This is a genomic window from Ignavigranum ruoffiae, from assembly GCF_023195815.2.
Taxonomy (GTDB): domain Bacteria; phylum Bacillota; class Bacilli; order Lactobacillales; family Aerococcaceae; genus Ignavigranum; species Ignavigranum ruoffiae.
The window spans coordinates 1,800,055-1,823,636 of sequence record NZ_CP096206.2; the positions used below are offsets into that span (position 1 = coordinate 1,800,055).

Genomic DNA, 23,582 nt, shown 5'->3' on the forward strand with positions numbered 1-23,582 from the left:
TTACTAAAAATTCGCCGAAATGTAAACCCTTTCAATCTAAAAGACCTAAATTTCTGCTAATTTACTTCATTGTCCTCTCTTTGGAGACACCCAAAGTTTAAAAAAAACAATCTTTGACAATCGGTTTGACAAAGCATTTATTAAAGAAGATAAAATCAAAGAAGCCAGTTCAGGGTCGAATAACCCAAACTGGCTAAAAATCGTTCTATAATTTATTAAAACATGGGTGACAACATTAGACTACTGAGACAATAGAACAATCTGTTTGATTATATGAATTCATCCTCTTTATTTATAATTAAAATGGCAGTCCCGGCAAGGATAGATAAGCCCGCTACTCCTAGCCAAATTGTTGAGTCTTGCTCACCCGTTTCAGGAAGTTGACCAAGCACCTGCATTTGTTCCACTTTAATCGGCTCTTCGGTTTCAGGAATTTCTGGTAGATCGGGCTCAAATGGTTTCTCAGGCATTGGATCTTCCGGCGTTGGATCTTCTGGTGTTGGATCTTCCGGTGTTGGATCTTCTGGCATCGGATTCTCTGGCGTTGGATCTTCTGGTGTCGGATCTTCTGGTATTGGATTCTCTGGCGTTGGATCTTCTGGTATCGGCTCATCAGGTTTTGGCTCATTATAAATTTCTAAATGGGCATCCTGCTGTTGATCAATTTCATAAACTCCTGAAGTATTAGTCTCAATATTCTTAAAGTCATAACTAGTCTGATAGTCTTGATGATTGCGTTCGCGCAATTGGTAATTTATCTTTTGATTTCCTGCTTCTAGCGGTAAGTCTTCAAAATAAGCTGAAAAATCATTTGCCTGATTTAATATTATGGTATCTATCAGAACTGGATGGTCAGGATCCGTCATATTATATAGATCGATGATTAAGTCCACATCTTTGACTTGATCTTGTAAAACTTCCGCCCATTTTTTATCGACTTTTAGGTTAAAGGTTTTATCTTTATCACCAATAATGACACTACCATTGGAACCTATAGCACCACCACGGGAAGACAGGTTGCCAATCATGGTAACTTTAGATAATTTCTTAGCTAAATCTAAGGACGCTGTTTGATTAGCTACTGCTTTCAAACTGATCGGATCACTTAGATTCTCAGGCACTTTATCATCATAGACCTGACCATTATCAGCTAAGTAGCGGGCAATCGATTTGTCAGTGGGATGACCATCTACGTACCAAGTGACTTTACCCCCACCTAATAAACGCTGACCAAAATAGGAAACTAATCGATATTCTCCTCCGCGAGTCAAGGTAAAGTCGTCACCACTAAATTCGCCCATATTTTCATTAAATGAAGCGCCGTTGGATTCAAAAATCTGAGATTCACCGGTTGGGCAGAACCAAATTGCCCCACCATGACCTTCTAGCATTTCATTCGTAAGAATAAATGTTCCACCTTGAGGAATCGCTCGATTATTCTCAAAATACACATTCTTCAAGTGAAGTACATAAGGAACTGAAGAAACATAAATGCCACCACCGTATGTCTTACTGCTATTATGACTAATGTTTCCAGCATTTATTTGCACGCCAGAGGAAGCTACATAAATACCACCACCACCATTTTGAGCAAAATTTTCGGTAATTTCACCATTGTTCATTTCAAACTTTGCATCAAATAATTGGCGCCAACGAGCGTGATCCTCCCAACTGAAGCCATTCTTTCTAGCAAGCTCAGAAAGTTGACGGGTACCACTCGTTCCTTCAGAAAATTCATCATAGATTGCAATTCCACCACCCAAATTACCGGCGCGATTGTTATGAATTTTCCCGCCGTTCATCTGCATCTTGGAACCCATATAAGCGAAAATTCCGCCCCCAGCACTCCGGGCTCGGTTCCCTTCAATCGAACCGCCGTTCATCACAAATTGTCCTCGGTAGTTTACTGCCACACCGCCAGCTTGTTCTGCTTCATTCTGGCTGATGCTTCCACCATTCAAAATAAATGTTCCTTGATTTATAGCAACGGCCCCTGAGCCATACGCCCCCGTTTGATGTTGGTTATTAGTAATCATTCCGTCATTCATAGTAACATAACCTTGTCCGGTAACGGCAATCCCAGCACTTTTTGCACCAGATTTATCCCAATTTTTCCGGTAAGTTTCTTGATTATTGGCTATGGTTGGCTGATGAGAATTAATATTATTCTGAATTAAGACATTATGAACGATTAAATTGCCACCTTCAACATAAATCGGTGCAGTTGACATCCCTTTGTTGTAAGTATTGGTAAAAGTGGCTCCGTTAATTTCCGCATCACCATAAATTGTTAACAACTGTCCTTTACGAGTCACATTAGTCTCAGTTGTTTCCTTATCTGTTTGATAGCCCCCATCAAAGATTAGATTTTGATTGTCTTTCCCTTCAATCACAAGCTTACTGTCCTTATTCACCGTGATTAAAGATTCTCCTAAGCTATAAGCGTCATCATTAAATATATTCGAAGTAATCCGAACAGAGGTCTGATTGTCATTCAGGTAAGGAATTAACTTCACAAAATTATGCGCTTCTAAAGCAATCGGCGAATTTAAAACAATATCTTTGAGTAAACGTATCGTTCGATAATTCTCAAACTGTTTCTTTTGCTCTGGTGCTTGAATCTCTTCAGTCTTTTGTTAGCTGTATTCTTTTGTTGTAAAATCAATACCCTGTGGATTTGACTTCTCAGTAGTGTCCTGGGCCTCATCTCCAACCATCGATCTTTCACTGACTTGAGCGTCCTCGCTCACCGTTTCTACCGATTGATCAGCTGCTTCGGCCATTTCATCGGTTACGCCTATTTCAACGTGAGTGTCTGGTTCAGCGACGACTTCACGGTTTAACGTCGTATCTTCTTTCATTTGAAAGGCTTCAATGAACTCAGCCTCATTACTGACATCAACAATATCACTAAAGGCCGCCACTTGCTTAGGTGAGAACAAAAGTAAACCTACTGCCAAACTGATCAAACCTAAGCTTGTCTTCCTCAGAGAATAGACCCTCTTTTTGTCAAAATTAAACATAGAATAATCCCCTTTCTTTTCTATAAATGCGCTTTCATAACTTCCCTAAAAATATTTTATCAGAATGATTCTATATTTACAAGATAAAGTTTACAAAAAAACACTTCCTACCTTGATTGGTAGAAAGTGTTAAAAATCTTATGGATTCGATTATTTGGCGTTCTTGTCGGTAAAACCGTATTTCTTGTTGAAACGATCCACACGACCGTCGGCTTGGGTAAACTTTTGACGTCCAGTATAAAATGGATGAGAGTCGGCTGAGATTTCAACACGAATCAATGGATAAGTATTGCCATCTTCCCATTCTACTGTTTCGCTAGAAGTTTTAGTTGAGCCAGACAAGAATTGGTAACCTGTTGTCGTATCACGGAATACAACAGTCCGGTATTCTGGATGAATTCCTTGTTTCATATTATAACTTCCTTTCTGCCGTAAATTATTTGCTAATCTACAGTTAATTCAATGCAGCGAGTGCAACAAAAGAATAATAGCATGTTTACCTAGCAAATGCAAAGACTTTCTGAATTAATTCTCTGGATTATTTGCTTTGTCTAACCCCAAATCAAATCCTTGGCTTTCCACTACTTGCAATAAGCGTGCCCGTAAGGGTTTGTTACGCTCAATTTGCTTGACCACCTGATTCGTGAAACTATCAGAGCGTCGATTCTTAAAGCGCGTATCATAATAATGGGTCATCTCTTGATCATAATCTGCTAGGGCTAAGAGGTAATCTTCCTGATAAGGGTAAGTATTCTCACCAAGTTTTAACGAGAAAGGCATCCGAGGTTTCAACTCAGGTTGATCATCAGGATAACCAAAACCTAGACCCAGTAATGGGAAAGTCAGCGGAGGTAGTTGTAGCAAATCAACTAACGCTTGTGGATTGTCAAGGATGGACCCGAGGAAGGCTCCCCCTAGACCCATTGATTCAATCGCATTCATCGCATTTTGCGCTGCTAAATAACTATCGGCCACGCCTTGAAAGAAGCGGTCCATATTGGCGGCCTTAGGATCTGGGTGGTCTAGATCACGAGCCACTTGATCATTGCGATAGCAATCGACAATAAATATCATTAATTCTGGCATTCTTCGGATATAATCTTGGCTGGCAAGTTGAGCAATCTGGGCTTTAATGTCTGAATCAGTTATGCGGATTACTGAGAAAGCTTGCAAGCCCACACTTGTTGCAGTTCGATTAATGACTTGATATATTTCTTGGCGAATATTTGCTGGCACAGGCCGATCTTCAAAGAATCGAATGGTCCGATGGTTGAGTTGATGTTCAAGGGTTGGATTCATAGGCAATTCCTCCTTCGTTCATTCACACAGCATGCTAAGTTCTATTCTAATTAAACGATTTTTTTGTTATACATTTAGGCTTCTGTTTTAATATCTGCGAATTCGCCGTCAATGACCGCCATAATCTGCTCTGGATTAACTTCGACAGAAAGCCCCACCTGACCTGCACTGACTAAAATATGGGCAAAATCACCCGCCGATTGATCGATAATCGTACGGAAAGTCTTCTTCATGGCTAAGGGAGAACATCCCCCATGAACATAGCCGGTGAGTGGTAGTAATTCTTTTTCTTTAATCATGTGTATATTTTTCTCATCTACGGCTTCGGCTGCTTTCTTCAAGTCCAGTTCCGCCTCGGTAGGAACAATAAACACATAGTGTTCTTGACTCTTGCCCACCGTTACTAGGGTTTTATACATGGGGGCATGTTGGTCGGGTAACTCATCCCAAGGCCGAGCTATATAGGGAATCTTTTGTTGGTCTAATATTCGCAGTACGTTGGTCTTCTTATGTTTAGCCATCTTATCCCTCCAATCGCAAAAACCGATCCCAAAGAATCGGTTAGACTTCTTTAATATTCATCTTGGCTAACTGATCAAAGAAAGCTGAGTTATCTTCGCTGTGCTCCATGAGCTGAATAAATTGATCGGTATATTGAAGACTGGCTGACCCCATCATCTTACGCAAGCGCCAAATTTGATCTAATTGATCGGCTGGAATTAGTAGCTCTTCTTTCCGAGTTCCTGAGCGCTTAATATCAATGGCTGGGAAGATTCGCCGTTCAGCTAATTGACGAGAAAGATGCAGTTCCATATTGCCAGTGCCCTTGAACTCTTCATAAATTAATTCATCCATCCGACTACCGGTATCCACCAAGGCAGTGGCTAGAATGGTCAGTGAGCCCCCTTCTTCAATATTTCGTGCGGCACCAAAGAAACGTTTAGGAAAATAAAAGGCAGCCGGATCAAGTCCACCACTTAAGGTACGCCCGGAAGGTTTGACTACTAAATTATAGGCACGCGCTAACCGGGTAATCGAATCAAGTAGTACGACCACATCTTTCTTAGCTTCAACCAGGCGCATGGCTCTTTGCATCACTAATTCGGCAATACGGACATGATTTTCTGGTCGTTGATCAAAGGTTGAATAAACCACATCGCCTTTGACACTCCGTTCAATATCAGTCACTTCTTCTGGCCGTTCATCGATCAATAGAATAATCAATTCGGTTTGCGGATGATTCTGAGCGATGCCTTTGGCTAACTCTTTTAAGATCGTCGTCTTTCCCGCTTTCGGAGGAGAGACAATCAAACCTCTTTGGCCAAAGCCAATCGGGGCAACGATATCGATCATTCGTGAGGCGATATGATCACGATCTGTTTCTAAGCTAATCTGTTGATTAGGATATAAAGGGGTTAGAGACGGGAAATGGTCACGCTCTTTGGCCAACTCGGGCTTCATCCCATTGACGGTAGTAATCTGCATCAAACTGTAGTAGCGTTCTGAGGCCTTAGGTGGTCGAGCTGGTCCAGCAATCTTATCCCCATCTCTAAGGTCAAAACGACTGATCTGAGATTGAGAGATATAGATATCTTCTTGACTAGGTGAATAATTAATGGGCCGTAGAAAGCCATAACCCCCTGCCTCGGGAATATCCAACACGCCTTCAACTTTGAAGAAACCCTGCTTTTCTTCTTGGGTGCGCATCACAGCTAAGGCTAATTCTTTCTTACTTAACGACGAAAAGTTGGGTATCTCCAATTCACGCGCATAAGCGTAGAGTTCTTTGACTTCTTTATTGATTAAGACCTCTAATGAAAAATCATTCATCGGCTGTATCATCCTCAACCAATTCGATAACCGCACCTAATTGGCTAAACTTACCAACAATATTGGTATAGCCACGTAGAATATTCTCTACTCCGGTTACCACAGTCTTGCCTTGGGCAATCAAGCCGGCAATCACTAAACAAGCGCCGGCCCGCAGGTCACTGGCCCGGACCGGGGCGCCGGACAGTTTACAAGGCCCTTCAATCCGAATGATACTGCCATCGACTTTAATATTGGCACCCATCCGATTGAGTTCGGGAATATGGTTGACCCGTTGCGGGTAGATGGTATCCATAATGGTTCCCTCGCCTTGGGCAGTCAAGAGAAGTGGAGTCATCGGTTGTTGTAAGTCAGTTGCAAAACCGGGATAGGGTTGAGTCTTAATCGAGACCATCTTTAGATCCTCGGCTGGATACACATGAACGTAATCTTCACCAATCTCCATCTTGGCACCCATTTCATCCAGTTTGGCGACGTAAGATTCGATATGTTCATAGATTACATTATTGATTCTTACACCTTGCGGACCAGCAAGTGCCACTGCCGCTGAGATGTAAGTCCCGGCCTCAATCCGGTCAGGAATGATGGTATGATTGACCCCATGCAATTGATCTACGCCAACAATTCGAATAACCGAGGTTCCCGCTCCACGAATATTCGCTCCCATCTTATTTAAAAGGGTCACGACATCAATGATTTCTGGTTCTCGGGCTGCGTTCTCAATTACCGTCTTCCCGCTAGCGCGGACAGAAGCTAGAATCGCATTAATAGTGGCGCCGACTGACACCACGTCCATATAGATCCGATTGCCGGTTAATCCTTTGGGTGTTCTTAAGGTAATGACACCAAAGTCATCGGTCACTTCAGCCCCTAAAGAGCGAAAAGCTTTAATATGCAGGTCAATGGGCCGAGGACCTAAGAAACAGCCGCCTGGTAGTCCGATGACGCCTTCGCCAAACTTGGACAGAAGGGCACCCATGAAATAATAAGAGGCTCTTAGACTTTGGATCTTACCGTGAGGCATCGGCACTGACTGCATATTTGACGGATCAATCATCAATGTATTGTTCTCAAAAGAAGTTGTGACATTAAAATCTTCAAGAATTTCAATTAAAGAATAAACATCTTGAATTTCAGGAACCCCTTCAAGAATGACGGGTGCATCGGCTAAGATTGCTGCAGGAATTAAGGCCACGGTTGAATTCTTAGCCCCATTAATCGCAATCTCACCACTTAATTTTCTACCACCATGAATAATTAATTTTTTCATTTCTTAACTCCTTGATTTACAATAAATGTTTGTTGAATGTCTTGGTTAATTTGGTCAAAGATTTGCCAGATTTGTTGATTGGCTAAACCGGCTAAAGCAATGAGTTCTTGATATAATTCATGTACTTGGCTAATCTCTAAATTCATCCGTTGCTTGACCCAGGCCCGATCCACACAGACGACTTCATGAGCAATGATGTTACGTAAGTATTTCTCAATAAGTCGCATCTGACCGACTTTCTCTTTAATCAGTGCATTGGAAGAATGATCTTCAATTAATTTGAGCAGATGACTGGATGAGACATAATAATCATAATTAAAGTGATCGCCATAATGTTTCTTAAAGGTTTGATGGATGTAATTATTATCCGCTTCAACCTTCTGTTCAAACCATTGTAAACCGCGATAAAGCGGAACCCCTTGACTTGTATTCTTGATAACTGGAATTAAATAATGATTTAAATCAGGCATGAAATCTTGTTCGATGATTAAACGCAGAATATCAACCATTACTGGTGTTAAGGCGCGAAAATAATCAGCAAATTCTTGGCGTTGATACTGGAGTTCCAAATAATGACTATAAAAATAGACCTTACGTTGGATACGGTTTGGTTTGTTGAGGAAAGGATAATTGAGCTTGGCAGCTAGAAGTTCTACTTGATCCAAGTCAATGGTCAATATAGCCCAAGCTAATTCAATGAAGGGAGTAAGCTTTTCAGGATTTTCTGTCAAAGAAGGTAATAATCGTTGGAGCGAGGGATAGTCTTTCTGCTCCAAGAGATGATCCACTAGGAGCTGGTATTTAGGGTCAATAGCTTGTGTCAATGAATTCACCTCATACTTTTTACCCATTAAGAAGCTAATTTAATATCTCTAATTCTAACATACTCCCCTAGTAGTTAAAAGCAGAGAAGTTTATAATACAATAAAAGAAAGGAGCCTCAAATCATGCCTACATATCCTCAAGAAATACAAATATTGTACCAAGATTATCCAGAAATCCCTTATATTTCCCCTGAAAGACCCTTAGAAGACTGGCTAAGAAAAGTGAAGATTGGCACAGCCTCTCTGGTAAGCAAGCGCAATATGACTCGAACTGCCGAAGGCCTCTTACCTGGCGACATTATCCTACTCTGGCGGATTAGTTTAGGAACTTATACCAGCGATTCCTGGACACCCAAATATTTCGAATATGATTATGGGATTGATTGCTCAGCCAGTTTAAAAATGCTCTTAGCAGAAGCTTACGCTCGAGAACTATCCGCTGCCCAATCCCTAGATCATATCGCCGCCCCTATCCTAAAGGGCTTACTTAAAACAAAAGGAGTCAAAGGTTTAAGTAAAATGAATAAAGCCTCTTTAAAAGAGGCCATACTCGAACACTATAGCGAAGAAGAACTCGATCAAGCAATCCCTCTTCGATCCTATGAATTGACTGACAAAGGGGCCAGTGCGCTAGCTAACAATCAAGACGTGGTCGATCGTCATCCAAAAAAGAAGCTCTAATTAATAATGGTTATGGTGTTCAAGCACACGAACACATTCTTGGAGAACCGCTTGATCTTGTTGGCTAAAGCGATTCGGAATCGGTGCATCTAAGTCAAAGACCCCACGAACCCCATTGTTTAAGCGAAAAGGGATCACCAACTCAGATTGCGAAGCGGCATCACAGGCAATATGTCCGGGAAATTGATGGACATCGGCAACCCGCTGGCTTTCATTGTGAGCAAAGGCGGTGCCACAGACTCCTTGATTCGCATTGATTCGAATACAAGCCGGTTTCCCTTGAAAGGGGCCGAGCACCAATTGATCCGATTCCGCTTCATAGAAATAAAAACCAACCCAGTTAATATTACTAGCGAGTTGATTGATTAAGGCCGAGACGTTGGCCAGGTTGGCAATATAGTTTCCCTCACCGGCAATCATTGCTTCGACCTGTTGAATTAAACTTGAATCCATACTTCCACCTCTTTGTTTTTGATTACTTAAGCTTAACTAAGCCACTTTGACTTGTCAATAATCGATGATTGTCAGGACTCAAGACATGAGAAATCGTCAAGACCCGTTTTATATTAGGATAACCCTTTTAATTTAAGCCTCTTACCCTTATAATACCTCTTACCCTTATAATAGTAGTATAGCTCGTGATCACTCTTTCTATGTGTTTGGTGGTACTTACATCATGGACGAGATCAAGAGTTTTTTGAATGGCTAAAAATGCTGGTAATGATCACCAACACTTACACATCATAGACCCATAAAATAGGGGCAGGAAAAGGACAACTTGTTTGAGTTGTCCTTTTCTTGCCCCTTTGGATGATAATATTTTATTGAAGTGTTGTGGCTGTAGGGTTTAAAGCCGGATTAAGCTTTTTGACTTGAACCAAACATATCCATGGTTTCTTTGGTTGTTTTAACAATGGCTTCTTTCCCTGGTGCAATAATTTTACGTGGATCATAAACTTTTGCATCTGAGTTTAATTTCTCACGAACCGCCTTGGTCCATTGCTGTTGTAATTCTGTATTGACATTAATCTTGGCATGACCTAATTCAATGGCTTTCTTGACTTGATGTTCAGGAATACCAGAACCGCCATGAAGAACCAATGGCGTATCGGTTGCTTGAGAAATATCTTCCATTTCTTTGAAGCCTAAGACAGGTTCGCCATCATAAGTTCCATGAACAGATCCAAGAGCCGCTGCTAATGAATCAATACCGGCCTCTTTGACCATCCGCACACATTCATCTAAGTCAGCATATTTAATGCCACCGATGACTCCGTCTTCTTGGCCACCGACCGTACCTACTTCTCCTTCTACAGAGACATTGCGTTGGTGAGCATAATCGACCACTTGTTTGGTCATTTCAATATTTTCATCAATGGGATGATGTGAGCCATCAATCATCACTGAAGTATAGCCCGCATCAATCGCTGCTTTACAACTTTCAAATGAGGATCCATGGTCTAGATGCAAAGCGACAGGAACGGTAATATCCATTGTTTCCATTAAAGCATTTACCATGGCTGCAACCACTTTAGGGCCACCCATATATTTTCCGGCTCCTTCAGAAACACCTAAGATGATTGGAGAATTATTTTCTTGAGCTGCTTGAAGTACGGCTTGGGTCCATTCTAAGTTATTAATATTAAATTGACCGACCGCATATTGGCCTTCTTTAGCTTTACGTAACATTTCGACGCTATTAATTAAACGAGTCATTCTTTGTCCTCCTATATTGAATTCATCTAGTATGGTTTAATTATACTCTACCCCACCCTTAAAGGCCAATAGATTCATTAAGCAATCTAGACTTATAGTTATGAATGAAAATTGATCAAATAAAAAACCCTCATAGGTTGACTAACAGCTTAGCCCCTACAAGGGATTGAATCTTATTCTTCTTCGCTTTCCTCTGGAAGGACTTCTTCTTCAGTCTCATCTTCCTCTTCATCGAAGAATTCATCATCTTCGTCTTCAAAAGAAGTATCCGATTCTAAGTCAATCTCATCGTCACCAAATTCAGAAAGATCACCTGCATAATCTTTCAATTCAGGATCTTCTTCATCTTCGTCTTCGATTTCGGTTAGACCTTCTAATTCATCATCTTCTTCATCTTCGTCATCTTCAAGTTCATAATCTTCATCGTAGATATCATCAATATCTTCAGGATCATCCTCATTATAGTCGATAATATCTTCGCCATCACCGAAGGCATTGATTTTGTTGGTTTTCTTCCGGCGGCGTCGACGGGGTAGATCTTCATCATCAATCGTACCGACAATTTCTTCATCAATTGAATCAATCGGATACCAAGCTCTTAAGCCCCAACGATTCTCTCCCAAAGAAATAAAACGACCATCAATGTTGATATCTGTATAGAATCGTGCCATACGCTTTTCTAAATCTTCTTCACTTATTTCAAGATATTCTTGGATGGTCACTAATAACTGGGTAAAATCATATACCTCGCCCGTTTCTTCTAATAGTGCATGGGCAACTTCGACCATCGATAATTCTTCTTTATTTTGTCCTGCGAACTTCTTCAATTCCATTTGGGCACATCCTTCCTCGCTCTTTTATATTACCTTCTTAATCTTTAAAAATCAATTGAAATTCATAGATCCCTAAGCTTTGTTGGCCTAGATTTAGTGAATAATGAATCTCGATCCCTTGGCTTAAATCAAGTTTATGGGTTGTACTTTCAAGGAGCCAAACTCCTTGAGGAGTTTGATAAGGATTAGTCAACTTCTGAGCTAAATTAAAACATAGTTTCCCTGCTTGCTGTTGGATTTCAACCCATTCCAGCTGATCTTCCCCTTCAGTCCACCATTTTATCTGAATCGGTTGATAATTGTAATCTTCAAAGACCAACTTGTCATAAGTCCTGAGTTGATAATGCTCAGCCTTTCTTTGATATTTGAAGCGATCCTGTCCTTCAACTTGATAATTAATCTTTTGTTCCACTTCAATCGGTCGAATAAGATGTTTCATGAAATAACTTTTGAATCCTTTCTATGAATCGAATGTAAATTTGCTATAATTATAACAAAGATTTACTAGCAAGGAGTTTTCATATGTCTTTCGTGCCAGATGCTCAAAGCCGATGGTTTTGTCTTAAGTCGCAAGAAGATGCATTAACGTCTTTGACTTACGAAACTGCTTTAATTCGTTATCTTCCCACCATCCATGACTTAGCGACTCAGCCAGCAGAGCATAAAATTATCCATGCCTATCCAATTCAAAAAGCAACCGTCCTCTTAGGGGCTAAAGATACGCGTCTGCCAAATTATAAAGAAGCACGCCAATTCTTGCAAGCGCAAAATTATCAAGTGCTCGTTCGGCCTCATGGCGGCCTTGGCATAGTCTGTGATCCAGGAATTGTGAATCTCTCACTGATACAAGACAGCCGATATCAAAATTTAAACATTGATCAAGCTTATCAGCAATTTGTTGAGCTCATTCAATATATCTTCGAGGATTATCCGCTAAGGATAGAAGCTTATGAAATGGCGAACTCTTATTGCCCAGGTAAATATGATCTCATTATCCAAAACAAGAAAATCGGTGGCTTGGCTCAACGGCGCTTTCGTAATGGAGTAACCACAGCAGCCTATCTCTCTTTAAATGGCGACCAGGAAGGTCGCGGCCAATTGATGAAAGCATTCTACCAACGAGGCCAAGCCGATACCAGCTACCCAAATGTTGACCCTCATTCTATGGCCAATCTGTCCGATTTCTTGGCAGAAGAATTTACTCTGGCCGATTTTAACCGGCTTTTGCAAGATAAAATTGTATTTGCTAAGGAATCTATCTTAGCTATCGAAGCTGATAGTTGGCAAGATGCTTTGAGCCAGGCCCAAAAACAACTTCATCCGTCTAGTTAATCCAATATTCAACTTATCAAGAGCAATGGAGGTTCTTATGCAAACTTATCAAGAGCGCTACCAAGCCCAAGTTCTACAGCGAGAGAAAGTCTTCCGCGATCCTGTCCATAATTATATCCATATCCGCGACCGAATTATTCTCCAATTGATTGACACGCGTGAATTTCAACGACTGCGGCGGATTAAACAACTGGGCGCTTCCCAATATACTTTTCACGGGGCAGAGCATTCTCGTTTCAACCATTCCTTGGGTGTATACGAAATTACCCGGCGTATTATTAATAATTTCGTCCGAAATTATCCGACTAAAGAAGCTGGCGATGGCCTTTGGGATGATTCTGAACGCTTAGTTGCCCTCTGTGCGGCGCTCCTACATGATCTTGGTCATGGTCCCTTCTCCCATACCTTCGAAGGCATCTTTAATACTGACCATGAACAAATCACCCAAGAAATTATTCTCTCAAGCGACACTGAAGTTAACCAAATCCTGCGGCAGATGGGCGCCGATTTCCCAGCCAAAGTAGCCAGTGTTATCAACAAGACCTATCCTAATCAACAGGTCGTTCAACTTATTTCCAGTCAGATTGATGCCGATCGGATGGATTATTTGCTCCGCGATGCTTTTTATGCTGGCGTCTCTTACGGGAAATATGATCTGACTCGAATCGTCCGTGTTATCCGTCCTTATGATGGGCGAATTGTCTTTGATTTCTCGGGCATGCACGCGGTTGAAGATTATATCATTAGTCGCTATCAAATGTATATGCAAGTTTATTTCCACCCGGTGTCACGGGGCATGGAAGAAGTCATTCATAATTTGTTTACCCGAGCAAAATATCTCTATCTACATCATCCTGATTGCTTGAGTCATCCGGCTGGCATTCTTGCCCCTTTCTTCCAAGGGAATTGGACCTTGACAGATTATCTCAAATTAGACGACCACACGGTTATTTCTTATTTCTCTCACTGGTTAGATGACCAAGATGCCATTCTAAGTGATTTATGTTACCGCGTCCTCAACCGAAAGCCTTTCAAGTCGCTCTTAGTCGTCGCTGATGAAGTTCAAGAATTAACTACGGCTCTCCAAGATGAACTGCGAGCTATGCATTTCGATCCCGAATATTATTTCGGCTTAAATACTAGTCTTGACCAACCTTATGACGATAGCCAATCTTTAACCAGTTCTCAAAAAACCAGAATTGAATTAATCACCAAAATGAACCAAATTGTCGAACTCTCGCAAGTATCGATGTTAATCCAATCGATCAATGGTAAACAACTCGGTGATCAACGCTTATATTATCCGCGAGAAATCATCCACCATATTCTCTCGCTAGCACCTGAAGAATTAAGCGACAACCAGCGAATTATCTTAACCGCCTATGCTGAAGAAACCAACGATGTAACTTATCATATTCAGCAACGCCTCTTTTAAGAAACACAGAATGGAAAACCGGTCCTATCACAGGGCCGGTTTTGTTGGTTAATGTTGAACTTTTTTGATCAGCCAATTAAAGATTAATTGGGTTAAGAATACAATCAGCAATATCAGGATCGTTGCCACCATGATTACATCAAAGCGACTCCGTTGATAACCCTTGGCAATGGCCATGGTTCCTAGACCACCCCCGCCAACTGAGCCGGCCATGGCAGTCAAACCTAAGATATTGATCACCGTTGAAGCGCTGACCCGTAAGAGTGCAGGCAGACCTTCACGTAAATAGACCCGGCCAATAATTTCTAAAGGACTAGAACCCATCGCTTGAGCAGCTTCTATGACCCCTGGTTCAACTTCTAATAGGGCGATCTCCACTTGACGAGCAAAGAAAGGTACCGTCGAAAAAATAATCGGTACACAGGCCGCTGCTGGCCCAATCGTTGTACCCACAATCCCCCGGGTAACATTAATCAAGAGAGCCAACATAATAATGAAAGGAATTGAGCGCATAATATTTACCAAACCGTCGAGTAAATTATATAGCCAGCGATTCTCCAAAATACCTCCCGGTCCTGTGACTGTCATAATAATCCCAAGAATTAAGCCAAAGAAACCGCCAACTAAGGTGGAAAGACCTAGCATAAACAAGGTTTCCCAGCTAGCTTCAATGAAGTCATCTCTCAATTTCCATGCATTTGGTAGCCACGTCTCCATCCATTGGCTGAAACTTAAGACATAGTTCATGCTTCATCCACTCCTTCCTTTTGTAAGTAGGTATAAATCAGTTCTTGCATCGTTTGAACCCCTACTTGGTGTTCTTTTAAATAGGTCAAGGCCTGGTCAATCTGGTCTGTATCTCCGCGCAGGGCCACCAACAGGTTCCCCGTTGGCACTGACTGAATAATCTCAACATGACCATAAAGAATATTGACCTCTACCCCAAAACGCTTCATCACTTGACCCATAAATGGTTGCGTCGTGGCATCGCCGACATAGGATAAGCGGTATAAATTGCCTTGGTCGGTAAGGGCCTTGGTTGAAGGATGGTTGAGGACAACTTCAATCTCTTGGTCAAAATGAGTCGCCGTATTAATAAATTCCCGGGTCAAATCTTCTTTTGGCCGGGCAAAAATATCTAAGGTCCGTCCTTGTTCTAGAACCCGACCATCTTCCATCACCGCAATACGATGACAGAGGTCTTTGACGACATTCATTTCATGAGTAATAATTACAATGGTTATATTCAGTTCACGATTTAATTGACGCAACAGAGCCAAAATATCTTGGGTCGTCTTTGGATCCAAAGCTGAGGTCGCTTCATCACACAGTAGAATAGCAGGATCATTCGCTAGAGCTCGGGCAATGGCCACTCTTTGCTTTTGACCACCCGATAATTGCTTAGGGTAATTATTAGACTTCTGTCTTAAGCCCACCAAATCCAACAATTCTGCAACTTTACGGGCAATTTCTGCCTTGGATAAACCACTATGGCGTAGTGGATAAGCCACATTCTCAAAGATCGTACGCGACTCCATCAAATTAAAATGTTGAAAAATCATCCCGATCTTTGTTCGCGCTTGCCTTAATTCTTTGGGACTAAGACTAAGCATATCTTTACCATTCACGATTACTTCTCCTTGGCTGGGGATTTGTAATAAGTTAATCGTGCGCACTAAAGTACTCTTTCCCGCTCCTGAATAGCCGACAATGCCATAGATTTCTCCTGGCTCAATATGAATGGTCACATCATTTACTGCTTTAATCACCTGGTCTTTCTGTTGAAAAACCACATCAATATGTTTCAAATCTATCATTGCTTTACCTCCTTAAATAAAAAAATACACTCCATCCTCAAAAGGACGAGTGTTCCCGTGGTACCACCTTAATTCGTTAAAGCTCAGAAAATAAGCCTAACCTCAATCGATAACAGTCGATGCCGTCCGCCCAGCTCAAAGGCTAGCTAGCCGCTCCATGGCCATCTTCCAACCCTACTTGACTTACTTTCACCCTACGTAAGCTCTCTACCCAAGATCAGGTCTTCTCTCCACTTCAATGCGTTTAATGAAATATTGTCCCTATCATAGCGGTCAAGCCAGGTCTTGTCAATCCTTTTACCATAATCTAAATCACTTATTAGCTAAAACCGATTACTTTCTAGTAAATAATCGTTCACTGGCTTTGCAAGTTAGACCAACTATTCTAAAATAGACTTATCATCAAACATATTAAGGAGAATTTAATGCACAAGCGTATCGCCATTATCGGGGCTGGCATCGTTGGTTCAACGGCCGCCTATTACCTGAGTAAAGCAGGCTACCCAGTAGATTTATATGATGAAGGGATCGGTCAAGCCAGTCGAGCAGCAGCCGGTATTATCTGTCCCTGGTTCTCGTTGCGACGCAATAAAGCTTGGTATTTTCTGGTCTCACAAGGCGCAGAATTCTACCCTAAATTAATGGCCGACTTAGAAAGTGACGGTCAACAAAGTCAGGCTATCTATCACCAGGCCGGCGCCATCCTTATTCGCCGCAAACAAAGTCGCATCGAAGATGATTTGAAGAAAGCTGTCCATAAACGCCAACAAAGTCCTCTAATTGGTCAAGTCTATGCATTAAGCCCAGCTGAAATTGAAGCCCGCGTTCCTTGGCTCCAAAGCGCTTATGGCGGACTTTGGGTGGAAGGTGGAGCTCGTGTCCATGGTGATCAACTCGTTCAAGCATTACAAGATGCAAGTCAATCAATGGGTTGTCAGATTATTCGGCAGAAAGCTAAACTTATCGCCCGAACTAATTCATCGGTCGCGGTTCAAATTCAAGCTGGAGAAAGCCAAACTTATGACAGCCTGCTACTCAGTCCAGGTGCTTGGTTAAAAGAACTCTTGGCTCCCCTGGGTTACCAAGTCGATCTCCAGGCCCAGAAAGGACAACTGTTCAACCTCTATCATCCTGACTGGAAGGATAACACTTGGCCAGTCATCATGCCTTTTGGTCAGGTCGATCTGATTCCATTCGCCGATGGCACGATTACTTTCGGAGCAACCCACGAAGATGAAGCCGGCTTCGATTTGCAAATTGATCGACAAAGTTTAGAAAACTTAAGACAGGAAGGCCTACAGTGGGCACCCGATTTAGCCGGTTATCCGCTTCATCAATGTAAAGTTGGCACCCGAACTCATAGCTCAGATTATGGCGTCTTGGTCGGCCAAGTCCCAGATCTCAAAAATGTATGGGCTATCTCCGGCTTAGGTTCTTCCGGCCTAACCTCGGGACCTTATTTGGCTTATCAATGGGCCCAATTGATACAAACAGGTCGCTGGACCATTGACCCACAAGCTTTTGCCATTGAAAAATATATTCAAAAAATATAATCGCTTTACTAGCCATCACTTGCAACTGTGATATAATATAAACAGAAAGGTGGATATAATATGTGGAAAGAATTTAAAGGATTTATCGCCAATGATTCGATTGTCTCTCTAGCAACCGGTTTAATTATGGGTTCAGCGTTTACAGCGATTGTTACTAGTTTAGTTGATGATATTTTTATGCCATTAATTGTTTCGATTACAGGTGCCGCTGATGTTTCTGGCCTTTCATTTAAAGTCGGCAGCGCGACGATTGGGATTGGACTTTTCTTACAAGCTATTATTAACTTTATTCTTATTGCCATATTCTTGTACCTCACATTAAAAGCCCTTGAAAAAGCTCAACATAAGAAAATTGTGGCTCCTGATGAAGAACCAAGTGGACCTAGTGAAACTGAACTATTAGAACAAATCCTCGCAGAATTAAAACAAAAATAAACCTAAATGCTTTCTCCACACAACCTGGGAAGCCGGTCGACAGATTTGTCGCTGGCTTCTTTTTTTGATTTCTCTTCACCTTTCAATATGTAATTTATGTATAGATTGGTTGATCAAGTTGGCTAGCAACTTGCAAAATTGACGCTAACTGATAATCAGGAAATTCAGGCGTAATCATTCTAGTGACTACACTCTTGACCAGAATCATTTAGTATAAAAGACTGGCTTCAATACTTATTAGCAACATAAAAATCCCAGAATGTCTGCAGATCCAATCGCAATTGCGATCTTTCAGTAGACATCCTGGGATAGTTTTTGCTTAAAACTATTAATCTTGATTTAATTCAGCTGCTTTATTAATCGTTATTTGGGATGCCCATCGCCGCATTGATGCGAAGTGAAATATCAATATTATCAAATTCACCATCAAACATTTGAGCACCAGCACCTAAAGCGTAAACTGGAACTTTATCGCCAGAGTGGTCTGTCGTTGTCCAAGTTAGACCCGCTTTTTCACCTAAAATACGCGTACAAGTGATTGAAATTGGGTTATAGCCACCATATAGATAACCAGCTTCAGCTGCTCCGCCAGCACCTTCTACGGTATTAAGGGTTAAATTAAAGGCTTCTTCCAGACGTTTGTATTCTTCTTCATTGACTAAGTATGGGTTAAAGTCTTCACTTTGTGAAGCTTCATAACGTTCTTTGGTTGACATCATTGGTTGAAGATTATCTTTGTCAATTTCAAGACCGAAACTCTCTTTAATCATTTCGAAAGTATCTTCGAATTTCAATTCTTGGTTCTTTTCAACTGCTGCTTCAAATTTAGCATCAAAAGCAACTTGTGAATCTTTTTGAGCTTCTAAGATATTATAGTAAGTTTCATAACCTGTCATACCATTTCCGATAGTGAAACCACCTGTCGCATGGTCGGCAGTGACCACGATTAAAGTATCTTCTGGATGTTCATTGTAGAAATCAACGGCTTTTTGAATGGCATCTTGGAAATCAATTACTTCATGGATAGTTGTTTTAGAGTCATTAGCATGTTCAGACCAATCAATCTTGCCAGATTCAGCCATCATGAAGAAGCCATTTTCATCGTCACCCATGACTTCAATTCCTTTAGCAACCATATCTGCTAATGTTTGTTCGCCTTCTTTACGGTCTAAAGCATAAGTCATTGATCCGCTATCTTGTAAGTTTTCTGAAACGGCGTAAACTTTTTCAGAATCTTTATTGATTTTATCGAAATCTTCTTTAGTTTCGGCGATGGTGTAGCCTTTTTCTTTCATAATATCGAATAAGTCTTTTTGATCTTCATTCTCACCCGTACGGTCACCAAGTGATCCACCGGCAATATAATCGAAGTCGCTATCCGCTAATTGTAGACCGATTTCATAGTAAGATTTACGACTTTCAACATTGGCGTAGAAAGCGGCTGGTGTTGCATGGTTTAAGGTCACGGTTGAAATAATACCTACTGATTTACCATGTTTCTTAGCTTTCTCTGCAGATGATTCAGAGGCTTCGGTGAAATCTTTATTTAAACCAATGGTATTTGAGACAGTTTTATTTCCGGCTCCAAAGGCAGTCGCGGTTGAAGCTGAGTCTGGAATGAATGAGTGACAATCATAAGGAGATTGTAAACCAATAACTGGAAAATCAGTAAAGTTCATGTTGGTTGGTTTAATATCTTGATTATCCATTAAACCTTGATATTGTTCAGCAGCAGATACGGGCATAACTCCCATACCATCACCGATAAATAAGAAAACATATTTAGCTTGATTCTCATTGACCAAGGAGTAATCTTCTTTTAATGGACGATCTTCTGGCAATTTGATGATGGGTAGACTTTCACTTGATGCTTGGCTGCTTTCTTCGGAAGCTGCTTCAGAGGTTTCTTCACCAGAAGTTTCTTCGGCTTGGCTTTCAGCAACTTCACTCGTTGTATCTTCAGCGGCAATTTGACTTACACTTGAGGCTAAAGTAGATAATCCCATTAGAGAAACGGCTGACACGCTCACAATCTTCTTTACTAAACTTTTTTTCATTTTCTTTCCCCCAACTTAATATTTTGTTACGGATTCTATTATAGGGTGGCAATGTAAATATTAAGTAAAGGACAGGTAAATATAGCGTAAATTATTTGTAAAGAATATGTTAACTCGTTCACAATCGTAATGTTTACATTATAACCCACTTAGCCCTAACTAAAAAGGACTCAGTCCTCAAACTGAATCCTTCATCTTGGTCTATTCAAATGTCAAAGCCTAAGCAATCGCTCCGCCTTCTTTTTTAATATCTTGATCATTGGCTACAATCGCTTGTAAGCAGGCTTCGATCCCCTTCGTAATATCTGCCAAAGCCATTGAGGGTTGGTTAGGTTTGTTTACAACTTGTTCAGGGATAAAAGGAACATGAACAAATCCGCCGCGAGCTTCAGGTAACTCTTTAGCCAAAGTGTAAAGAATTCCATACATTAAGTGGTTGCACACAAAAGTTCCGGCCGAATTCGATACAGACGCAGGAACACCAGCCGCTTTTACTGCTTCTACCATCGCTTTAATCGGCACACTGGCAAAATAAGCCGCTTGTCCATCTTCAAAAATTGGCACGTCAATCGGTTGATTTCCTTCGTTGTCTTCAATTCGGGCATCATCTTGATTGATGGCTACCCGTTCGGGGGTAATTTCATATCGACCGCCAGCTTGACCAATCGCTAAGACCACATCCGGTTGCTCGCTCCGAATTTTATCAGCGACCACTTCAATCGCTTTGTGAAAGACGGTAGGGACTTCTAATTTAACAATTTCCGCATCAATATGGTCAGGATTTACTTTCTTAACCGCTTCTAGCGCTGGATTAATCGATTCATTGCCAAATGGGTCAAAAGCTGTTAATAAAATTTTCATGATGATTAGGTCCTCTCTTTCTCAAATTAGAAGGCAAAAAAGTACAATAGCAAGATGTGAACAATTAGTAAGGTAATGGCCACACCGGCTTGTGCTTTAATAATACCATACTCATTTTTCATCTCCAGTAAAGCGACGGGCATAATATTAAAGTTAGCAGCCATCGGCGTTAATAGGGTTCCGCAGTAGCCGGCCGTCAATCCTAAAGCACCCACAACCACCGGGTCGGCCCCTTGATTGATCAAGAAAGGAATGCCAATCCCTACCGTAATCACTGAGAAAGCGGCAAAGCCATTCCCCATAATCATGGTGAAGAGGGCCATCCCAATACAATAGACGGCGGCTGCCATAAATTTAGAGCCATCAGGAATGAGCACTGCGACATAATTTGCAATGACCGTCCCCACGCCAGCGGCTGTAAAGACTGCACCCAAAGCAGCAAGCAATTGAGGTAAGATTCCGGTCGTGCCGACACTGTCTAACAAGCGAAGTCCTTCATTGACAGCAGTCGCTGGTTTAGAGCGCGTAATTAAGAAGCTAGCGATTAAACCTAGAATTGCTGACACCCCGATGGCATTATTCGCACCCAAACCAGGGACAAACTTAGCGACCACAAACGCTCCCAAGGCAATAACTAAGGCAGGGATAAATATCTTGAAACCAATTCGATCCGCATTACTACGAACTTCTTCATCACTCGCCGATTGATGAGGAGCCGCAATCACCCCTTTAATAAAGGTAAGGATAGCGATAATAATAATAATCACTCCAGTCACCCAAGCTGGGAACAAATTGCCAAAAGCAAAGGCAAAGGCTAATAAAGCCCAAAATAAGAAAGTGGTGTACCGCTTCCAAGAAGGAATTACTTTCAAACAATAGATCCCTAAAGCTAAGAAGACTAAGGCAATCAATGAATAAAAGAATTCAGCGACTTGAGCAGATAGCGTGGCCCATTGTGCTTCAGTCATTCATCTTCACTCCCTTCACTTTGATGACTTGCTGGTGATTGTTGATCCAGGCGTTGTTTAATCTTTTGGTCATGGAGCCAGAAGAAGAATCCGCCTACAAATACGGCAATCACTGCGATTGGAATCGACCATTCGGCAATATTCTGAGCATTGACTTCCTTGAAACCTTGTTCATTTAAGGTTGAAACAATTAATAAGGTTCCAGCAGCACCCATAAAGACGTTCTGAGCATAGAAGTTTCCATAATTCTCCACCGCCCCACTCTGACCCTTAATATCATCAATAATATCTTCGGGTACTTCGCCATAACGGGCCTGGGTCGCTGCTTGAGCCATTGGTGAAATTAGGGGACGAATAAAGGTCGCATGTCCACCAATCCGCATGGAAAATGCCGCTGATAACGACCGTATGACTAAGTACAAGCTAAGAATCGAACCTGTGGTCGCATTCTTAAAGCGTGAAATAAAGTCGACCGCTTTCTCCTTCAAACCATAGCGTTCAAGTAGGGCTACCGCCGGAATCGTTAACACGAATAAAGTCGCAAAACGATTATCGACAAAAGCCTTGCCTAAAATCTCTAGAATTTCCATCGGTGTTTGATTTGCAACAAGTCCGGTAACCACTCCGGCTACGACGACAGTCGCGATGGTATCCACCTTAAAAATGAAACCTAGGACAACAATTAAAACCCCAATCAATTTGATCAGTTCCATATCCTCATCCTTTCATAAACAATCTCTGTTATAGTTAACCATTATAAATTATTTCTGGGTAAAAGTCTGTTAATATCCTTAAGTTTCTTAAAATATCATGGTAAGCTTTCTCATTTATTATCATCGATCGAAATACTGTTATATAAGCAAAGGAGACTGACTTATATTTCTAACTATTCGCAATGTTTCAATAATAATATGTCTGCTCTTCGCTTGGCAATCAACCCACTTACTCAGGCAAACCTTCCCTCTTGAATCCCTCGACAAAAAAATCCGAATCACTGTCAACACCTGCCTCTTGTTTATAAGGCTTGGCCACAGTAACTCGGATTATCTCATGTTTATATTTTATTGATGACAGCGATTAGATAAATTAGCATCAAGGAAGTTAGCAAAGTTCTTGGACTTATTCTTCGCTTTTAACTTGGGGAGAGGGTAAGAGATAGTTGACTAATAAGGCCGTAATAATGCCAATACTGGTATCTAAAATACGGTTAAAGGCAAACAAAATTGGCGCCTCATCATAACCATGACTCAAGGTAACACTTAAAAACACGACGCACATTAAGAAGGTCGCCTTGGTCCGCTTAATCCAAATTGAAAATTGAATAATGGGAATGAGCATAAGGGTCAGTGCGATTTCACGATATTCTAGCGACCAATTCCTCAGATACTGGTGCTCGACAAAGATAAAGGCCATCCCCCATAATCCTCCAACGACCGTAGCCAGCTCACGATGTTTGGCTCCCTGCCAACTTGATTGCGGACTGCCTTGCATACAATAGATGGCGGCAATCGCTGAATAGAAAGGGATACCTCCAGGACGAAAATGGTCAATTTGTAAACAAAGATAGACTGCTAAGAGGGTCTTTAACGTACGCCAGCCGATGCGCCAGTATTGAGATGTCATGTGCACTCACGCCCTTTTGCTTAAA

At 41.4% G+C, this 23,582-nt stretch carries 24 protein-coding genes; 5 read left to right on the plus strand and 19 right to left on the minus strand.

What is annotated here, in order from left to right; all coding sequences use genetic code 11:
- Positions 1 to 269: 269 nt before the first annotated feature.
- The 8 genes from M0R79_RS08475 to M0R79_RS08510 all read right to left on the minus strand — a co-directional run bounded on the left by M0R79_RS08475 (position 270) and on the right by M0R79_RS08510 (position 8,246).
- A complete protein-coding gene (locus M0R79_RS08475) occupies positions 270 to 2,516 on the minus strand; it encodes a Cna B-type domain-containing protein (RefSeq protein WP_248417071.1) in 2,247 nt (748 codons plus the stop codon).
- Between the two features lie 120 nt (positions 2,517 to 2,636).
- Entirely contained in the window at positions 2,637 to 3,023 is a 387-nt protein-coding gene (locus tag M0R79_RS08480; protein ID WP_248417070.1) for a YSIRK-type signal peptide-containing protein, read from the minus strand.
- A gap of 150 nt (positions 3,024 to 3,173) precedes the next feature.
- The gene (locus M0R79_RS08485; RefSeq protein ID WP_092572451.1) at positions 3,174 to 3,434 is read right to left on the minus strand and encodes a type B 50S ribosomal protein L31; all 261 of its coding nucleotides are present in this window, start codon (positions 3,432 to 3,434) and stop codon (positions 3,174 to 3,176) included.
- A 114-nt stretch (positions 3,435 to 3,548) separates the two neighbouring features.
- Positions 3,549 to 4,322, minus strand: a complete 774-nt coding sequence (locus M0R79_RS08490; protein WP_248417069.1) for a nitroreductase family protein — start codon at positions 4,320 to 4,322, stop codon at positions 3,549 to 3,551.
- 74 nt (positions 4,323 to 4,396) lie between these two features.
- Positions 4,397 to 4,843, minus strand: a complete 447-nt coding sequence (locus M0R79_RS08495) for an aminoacyl-tRNA deacylase (RefSeq protein ID WP_248417068.1) — start codon at positions 4,841 to 4,843, stop codon at positions 4,397 to 4,399.
- Between the two features lie 40 nt (positions 4,844 to 4,883).
- Positions 4,884 to 6,152 carry a transcription termination factor Rho gene (gene rho / locus M0R79_RS08500; RefSeq protein WP_248417067.1) on the minus strand — a complete coding sequence of 423 codons (1,269 nt, stop codon included), beginning with the start codon at positions 6,150 to 6,152 and terminating at the stop codon, positions 4,884 to 4,886.
- Positions 6,145 to 7,422 (minus strand): UDP-N-acetylglucosamine 1-carboxyvinyltransferase, encoded by a 1,278-nt coding sequence (murA, locus tag M0R79_RS08505; protein WP_248417066.1) that lies wholly within the window; start codon positions 7,420 to 7,422, stop codon positions 6,145 to 6,147. Before murA ends, rho begins: the two co-directional genes overlap by 8 nt.
- Positions 7,419 to 8,246, minus strand: a complete 828-nt coding sequence (locus M0R79_RS08510) for a hypothetical protein (protein WP_248417065.1) — start codon at positions 8,244 to 8,246, stop codon at positions 7,419 to 7,421. The genes murA and M0R79_RS08510 overlap by 4 nt, the downstream gene beginning before the upstream one ends.
- A gap of 123 nt (positions 8,247 to 8,369) precedes the next feature.
- Here M0R79_RS08510 and M0R79_RS08515 point away from each other — a divergent pair, with 123 nt between their 5' ends.
- Entirely contained in the window at positions 8,370 to 8,927 is a 558-nt protein-coding gene (locus tag M0R79_RS08515; RefSeq protein WP_248417064.1) for a hypothetical protein, read from the plus strand.
- Here the strand turns inward: M0R79_RS08515 and msrC are convergent, their stop codons facing one another.
- From msrC to M0R79_RS08535, 4 genes are all read right to left on the minus strand, one after another.
- Positions 8,928 to 9,380, minus strand: coding sequence for a free L-methionine (R)-S-oxide reductase MsrC (gene msrC, locus M0R79_RS08520; RefSeq protein WP_248417063.1), 453 nt, complete (start codon positions 9,378 to 9,380; stop codon positions 8,928 to 8,930). It abuts the gene before it with no gap.
- A gap of 405 nt (positions 9,381 to 9,785) precedes the next feature.
- The gene (gene fba / locus M0R79_RS08525) at positions 9,786 to 10,643 is read right to left on the minus strand and encodes a class II fructose-1,6-bisphosphate aldolase (protein ID WP_248417062.1); all 858 of its coding nucleotides are present in this window, start codon (positions 10,641 to 10,643) and stop codon (positions 9,786 to 9,788) included.
- 173 nt (positions 10,644 to 10,816) lie between these two features.
- Positions 10,817 to 11,476: a DNA-directed RNA polymerase subunit delta gene (gene rpoE / locus M0R79_RS08530; protein ID WP_248417061.1), complete on the minus strand. Its 660-nt coding sequence runs from the start codon at positions 11,474 to 11,476 to the stop codon at positions 10,817 to 10,819.
- Between the two features lie 37 nt (positions 11,477 to 11,513).
- On the minus strand, positions 11,514 to 11,915 hold the full coding sequence (locus tag M0R79_RS08535; protein ID WP_248417060.1) for a DUF1934 family protein: 402 nt from the start codon (positions 11,913 to 11,915) through the stop codon (positions 11,514 to 11,516).
- A gap of 83 nt (positions 11,916 to 11,998) precedes the next feature.
- On the opposite strand from M0R79_RS08535, the gene M0R79_RS08540 reads away from it, so the two are divergent.
- Positions 11,999 to 12,808: a lipoate--protein ligase family protein gene (locus M0R79_RS08540; protein WP_248417059.1), complete on the plus strand. Its 810-nt coding sequence runs from the start codon at positions 11,999 to 12,001 to the stop codon at positions 12,806 to 12,808.
- A gap of 37 nt (positions 12,809 to 12,845) precedes the next feature.
- Positions 12,846 to 14,243, plus strand: a complete 1,398-nt coding sequence (locus tag M0R79_RS08545) for an HD domain-containing protein (RefSeq protein ID WP_248417058.1) — start codon at positions 12,846 to 12,848, stop codon at positions 14,241 to 14,243.
- Positions 14,244 to 14,291: 48 nt separating this feature from the next.
- On the opposite strand, the gene M0R79_RS08550 is transcribed toward M0R79_RS08545, so the two are convergent.
- The gene (locus M0R79_RS08550; protein ID WP_248417057.1) at positions 14,292 to 14,990 is read right to left on the minus strand and encodes a methionine ABC transporter permease; all 699 of its coding nucleotides are present in this window, start codon (positions 14,988 to 14,990) and stop codon (positions 14,292 to 14,294) included.
- The gene (locus M0R79_RS08555) at positions 14,987 to 16,060 is read right to left on the minus strand and encodes a methionine ABC transporter ATP-binding protein (RefSeq protein WP_248417056.1); all 1,074 of its coding nucleotides are present in this window, start codon (positions 16,058 to 16,060) and stop codon (positions 14,987 to 14,989) included. Before M0R79_RS08555 ends, M0R79_RS08550 begins: the two co-directional genes overlap by 4 nt.
- A gap of 425 nt (positions 16,061 to 16,485) precedes the next feature.
- Between M0R79_RS08555 and M0R79_RS08560 the strand changes: the two genes are divergently transcribed.
- Both M0R79_RS08560 and mscL read left to right on the plus strand, forming a co-directional pair.
- Positions 16,486 to 17,613 carry an NAD(P)/FAD-dependent oxidoreductase gene (locus tag M0R79_RS08560; protein ID WP_248417055.1) on the plus strand — a complete coding sequence of 376 codons (1,128 nt, stop codon included), beginning with the start codon at positions 16,486 to 16,488 and terminating at the stop codon, positions 17,611 to 17,613.
- Between the two features lie 60 nt (positions 17,614 to 17,673).
- Positions 17,674 to 18,048: a large conductance mechanosensitive channel protein MscL gene (gene mscL, locus M0R79_RS08565; RefSeq protein ID WP_248417054.1), complete on the plus strand. Its 375-nt coding sequence runs from the start codon at positions 17,674 to 17,676 to the stop codon at positions 18,046 to 18,048.
- A gap of 356 nt (positions 18,049 to 18,404) precedes the next feature.
- On the opposite strand, the gene M0R79_RS08570 is transcribed toward mscL, so the two are convergent.
- From M0R79_RS08570 to M0R79_RS08590, 5 genes are all read right to left on the minus strand, one after another.
- Positions 18,405 to 20,105, minus strand: coding sequence for an alkaline phosphatase (locus tag M0R79_RS08570; RefSeq protein WP_248417053.1), 1,701 nt, complete (start codon positions 20,103 to 20,105; stop codon positions 18,405 to 18,407).
- 219 nt (positions 20,106 to 20,324) lie between these two features.
- Positions 20,325 to 20,966 (minus strand): pyroglutamyl-peptidase I, encoded by a 642-nt coding sequence (gene pcp, locus M0R79_RS08575; protein WP_248417052.1) that lies wholly within the window; start codon positions 20,964 to 20,966, stop codon positions 20,325 to 20,327.
- A gap of 26 nt (positions 20,967 to 20,992) precedes the next feature.
- Positions 20,993 to 21,934 (minus strand): DUF979 domain-containing protein, encoded by a 942-nt coding sequence (locus M0R79_RS08580; protein WP_248417051.1) that lies wholly within the window; start codon positions 21,932 to 21,934, stop codon positions 20,993 to 20,995.
- Positions 21,931 to 22,647 carry a DUF969 domain-containing protein gene (locus M0R79_RS08585; RefSeq protein ID WP_248417050.1) on the minus strand — a complete coding sequence of 239 codons (717 nt, stop codon included), beginning with the start codon at positions 22,645 to 22,647 and terminating at the stop codon, positions 21,931 to 21,933. Before M0R79_RS08585 ends, M0R79_RS08580 begins: the two co-directional genes overlap by 4 nt.
- Before the next feature lie 406 nt (positions 22,648 to 23,053).
- The gene (locus M0R79_RS08590; protein WP_248417049.1) at positions 23,054 to 23,557 is read right to left on the minus strand and encodes an FUSC family protein; all 504 of its coding nucleotides are present in this window, start codon (positions 23,555 to 23,557) and stop codon (positions 23,054 to 23,056) included.
- Positions 23,558 to 23,582 lie beyond the last annotated feature (25 nt).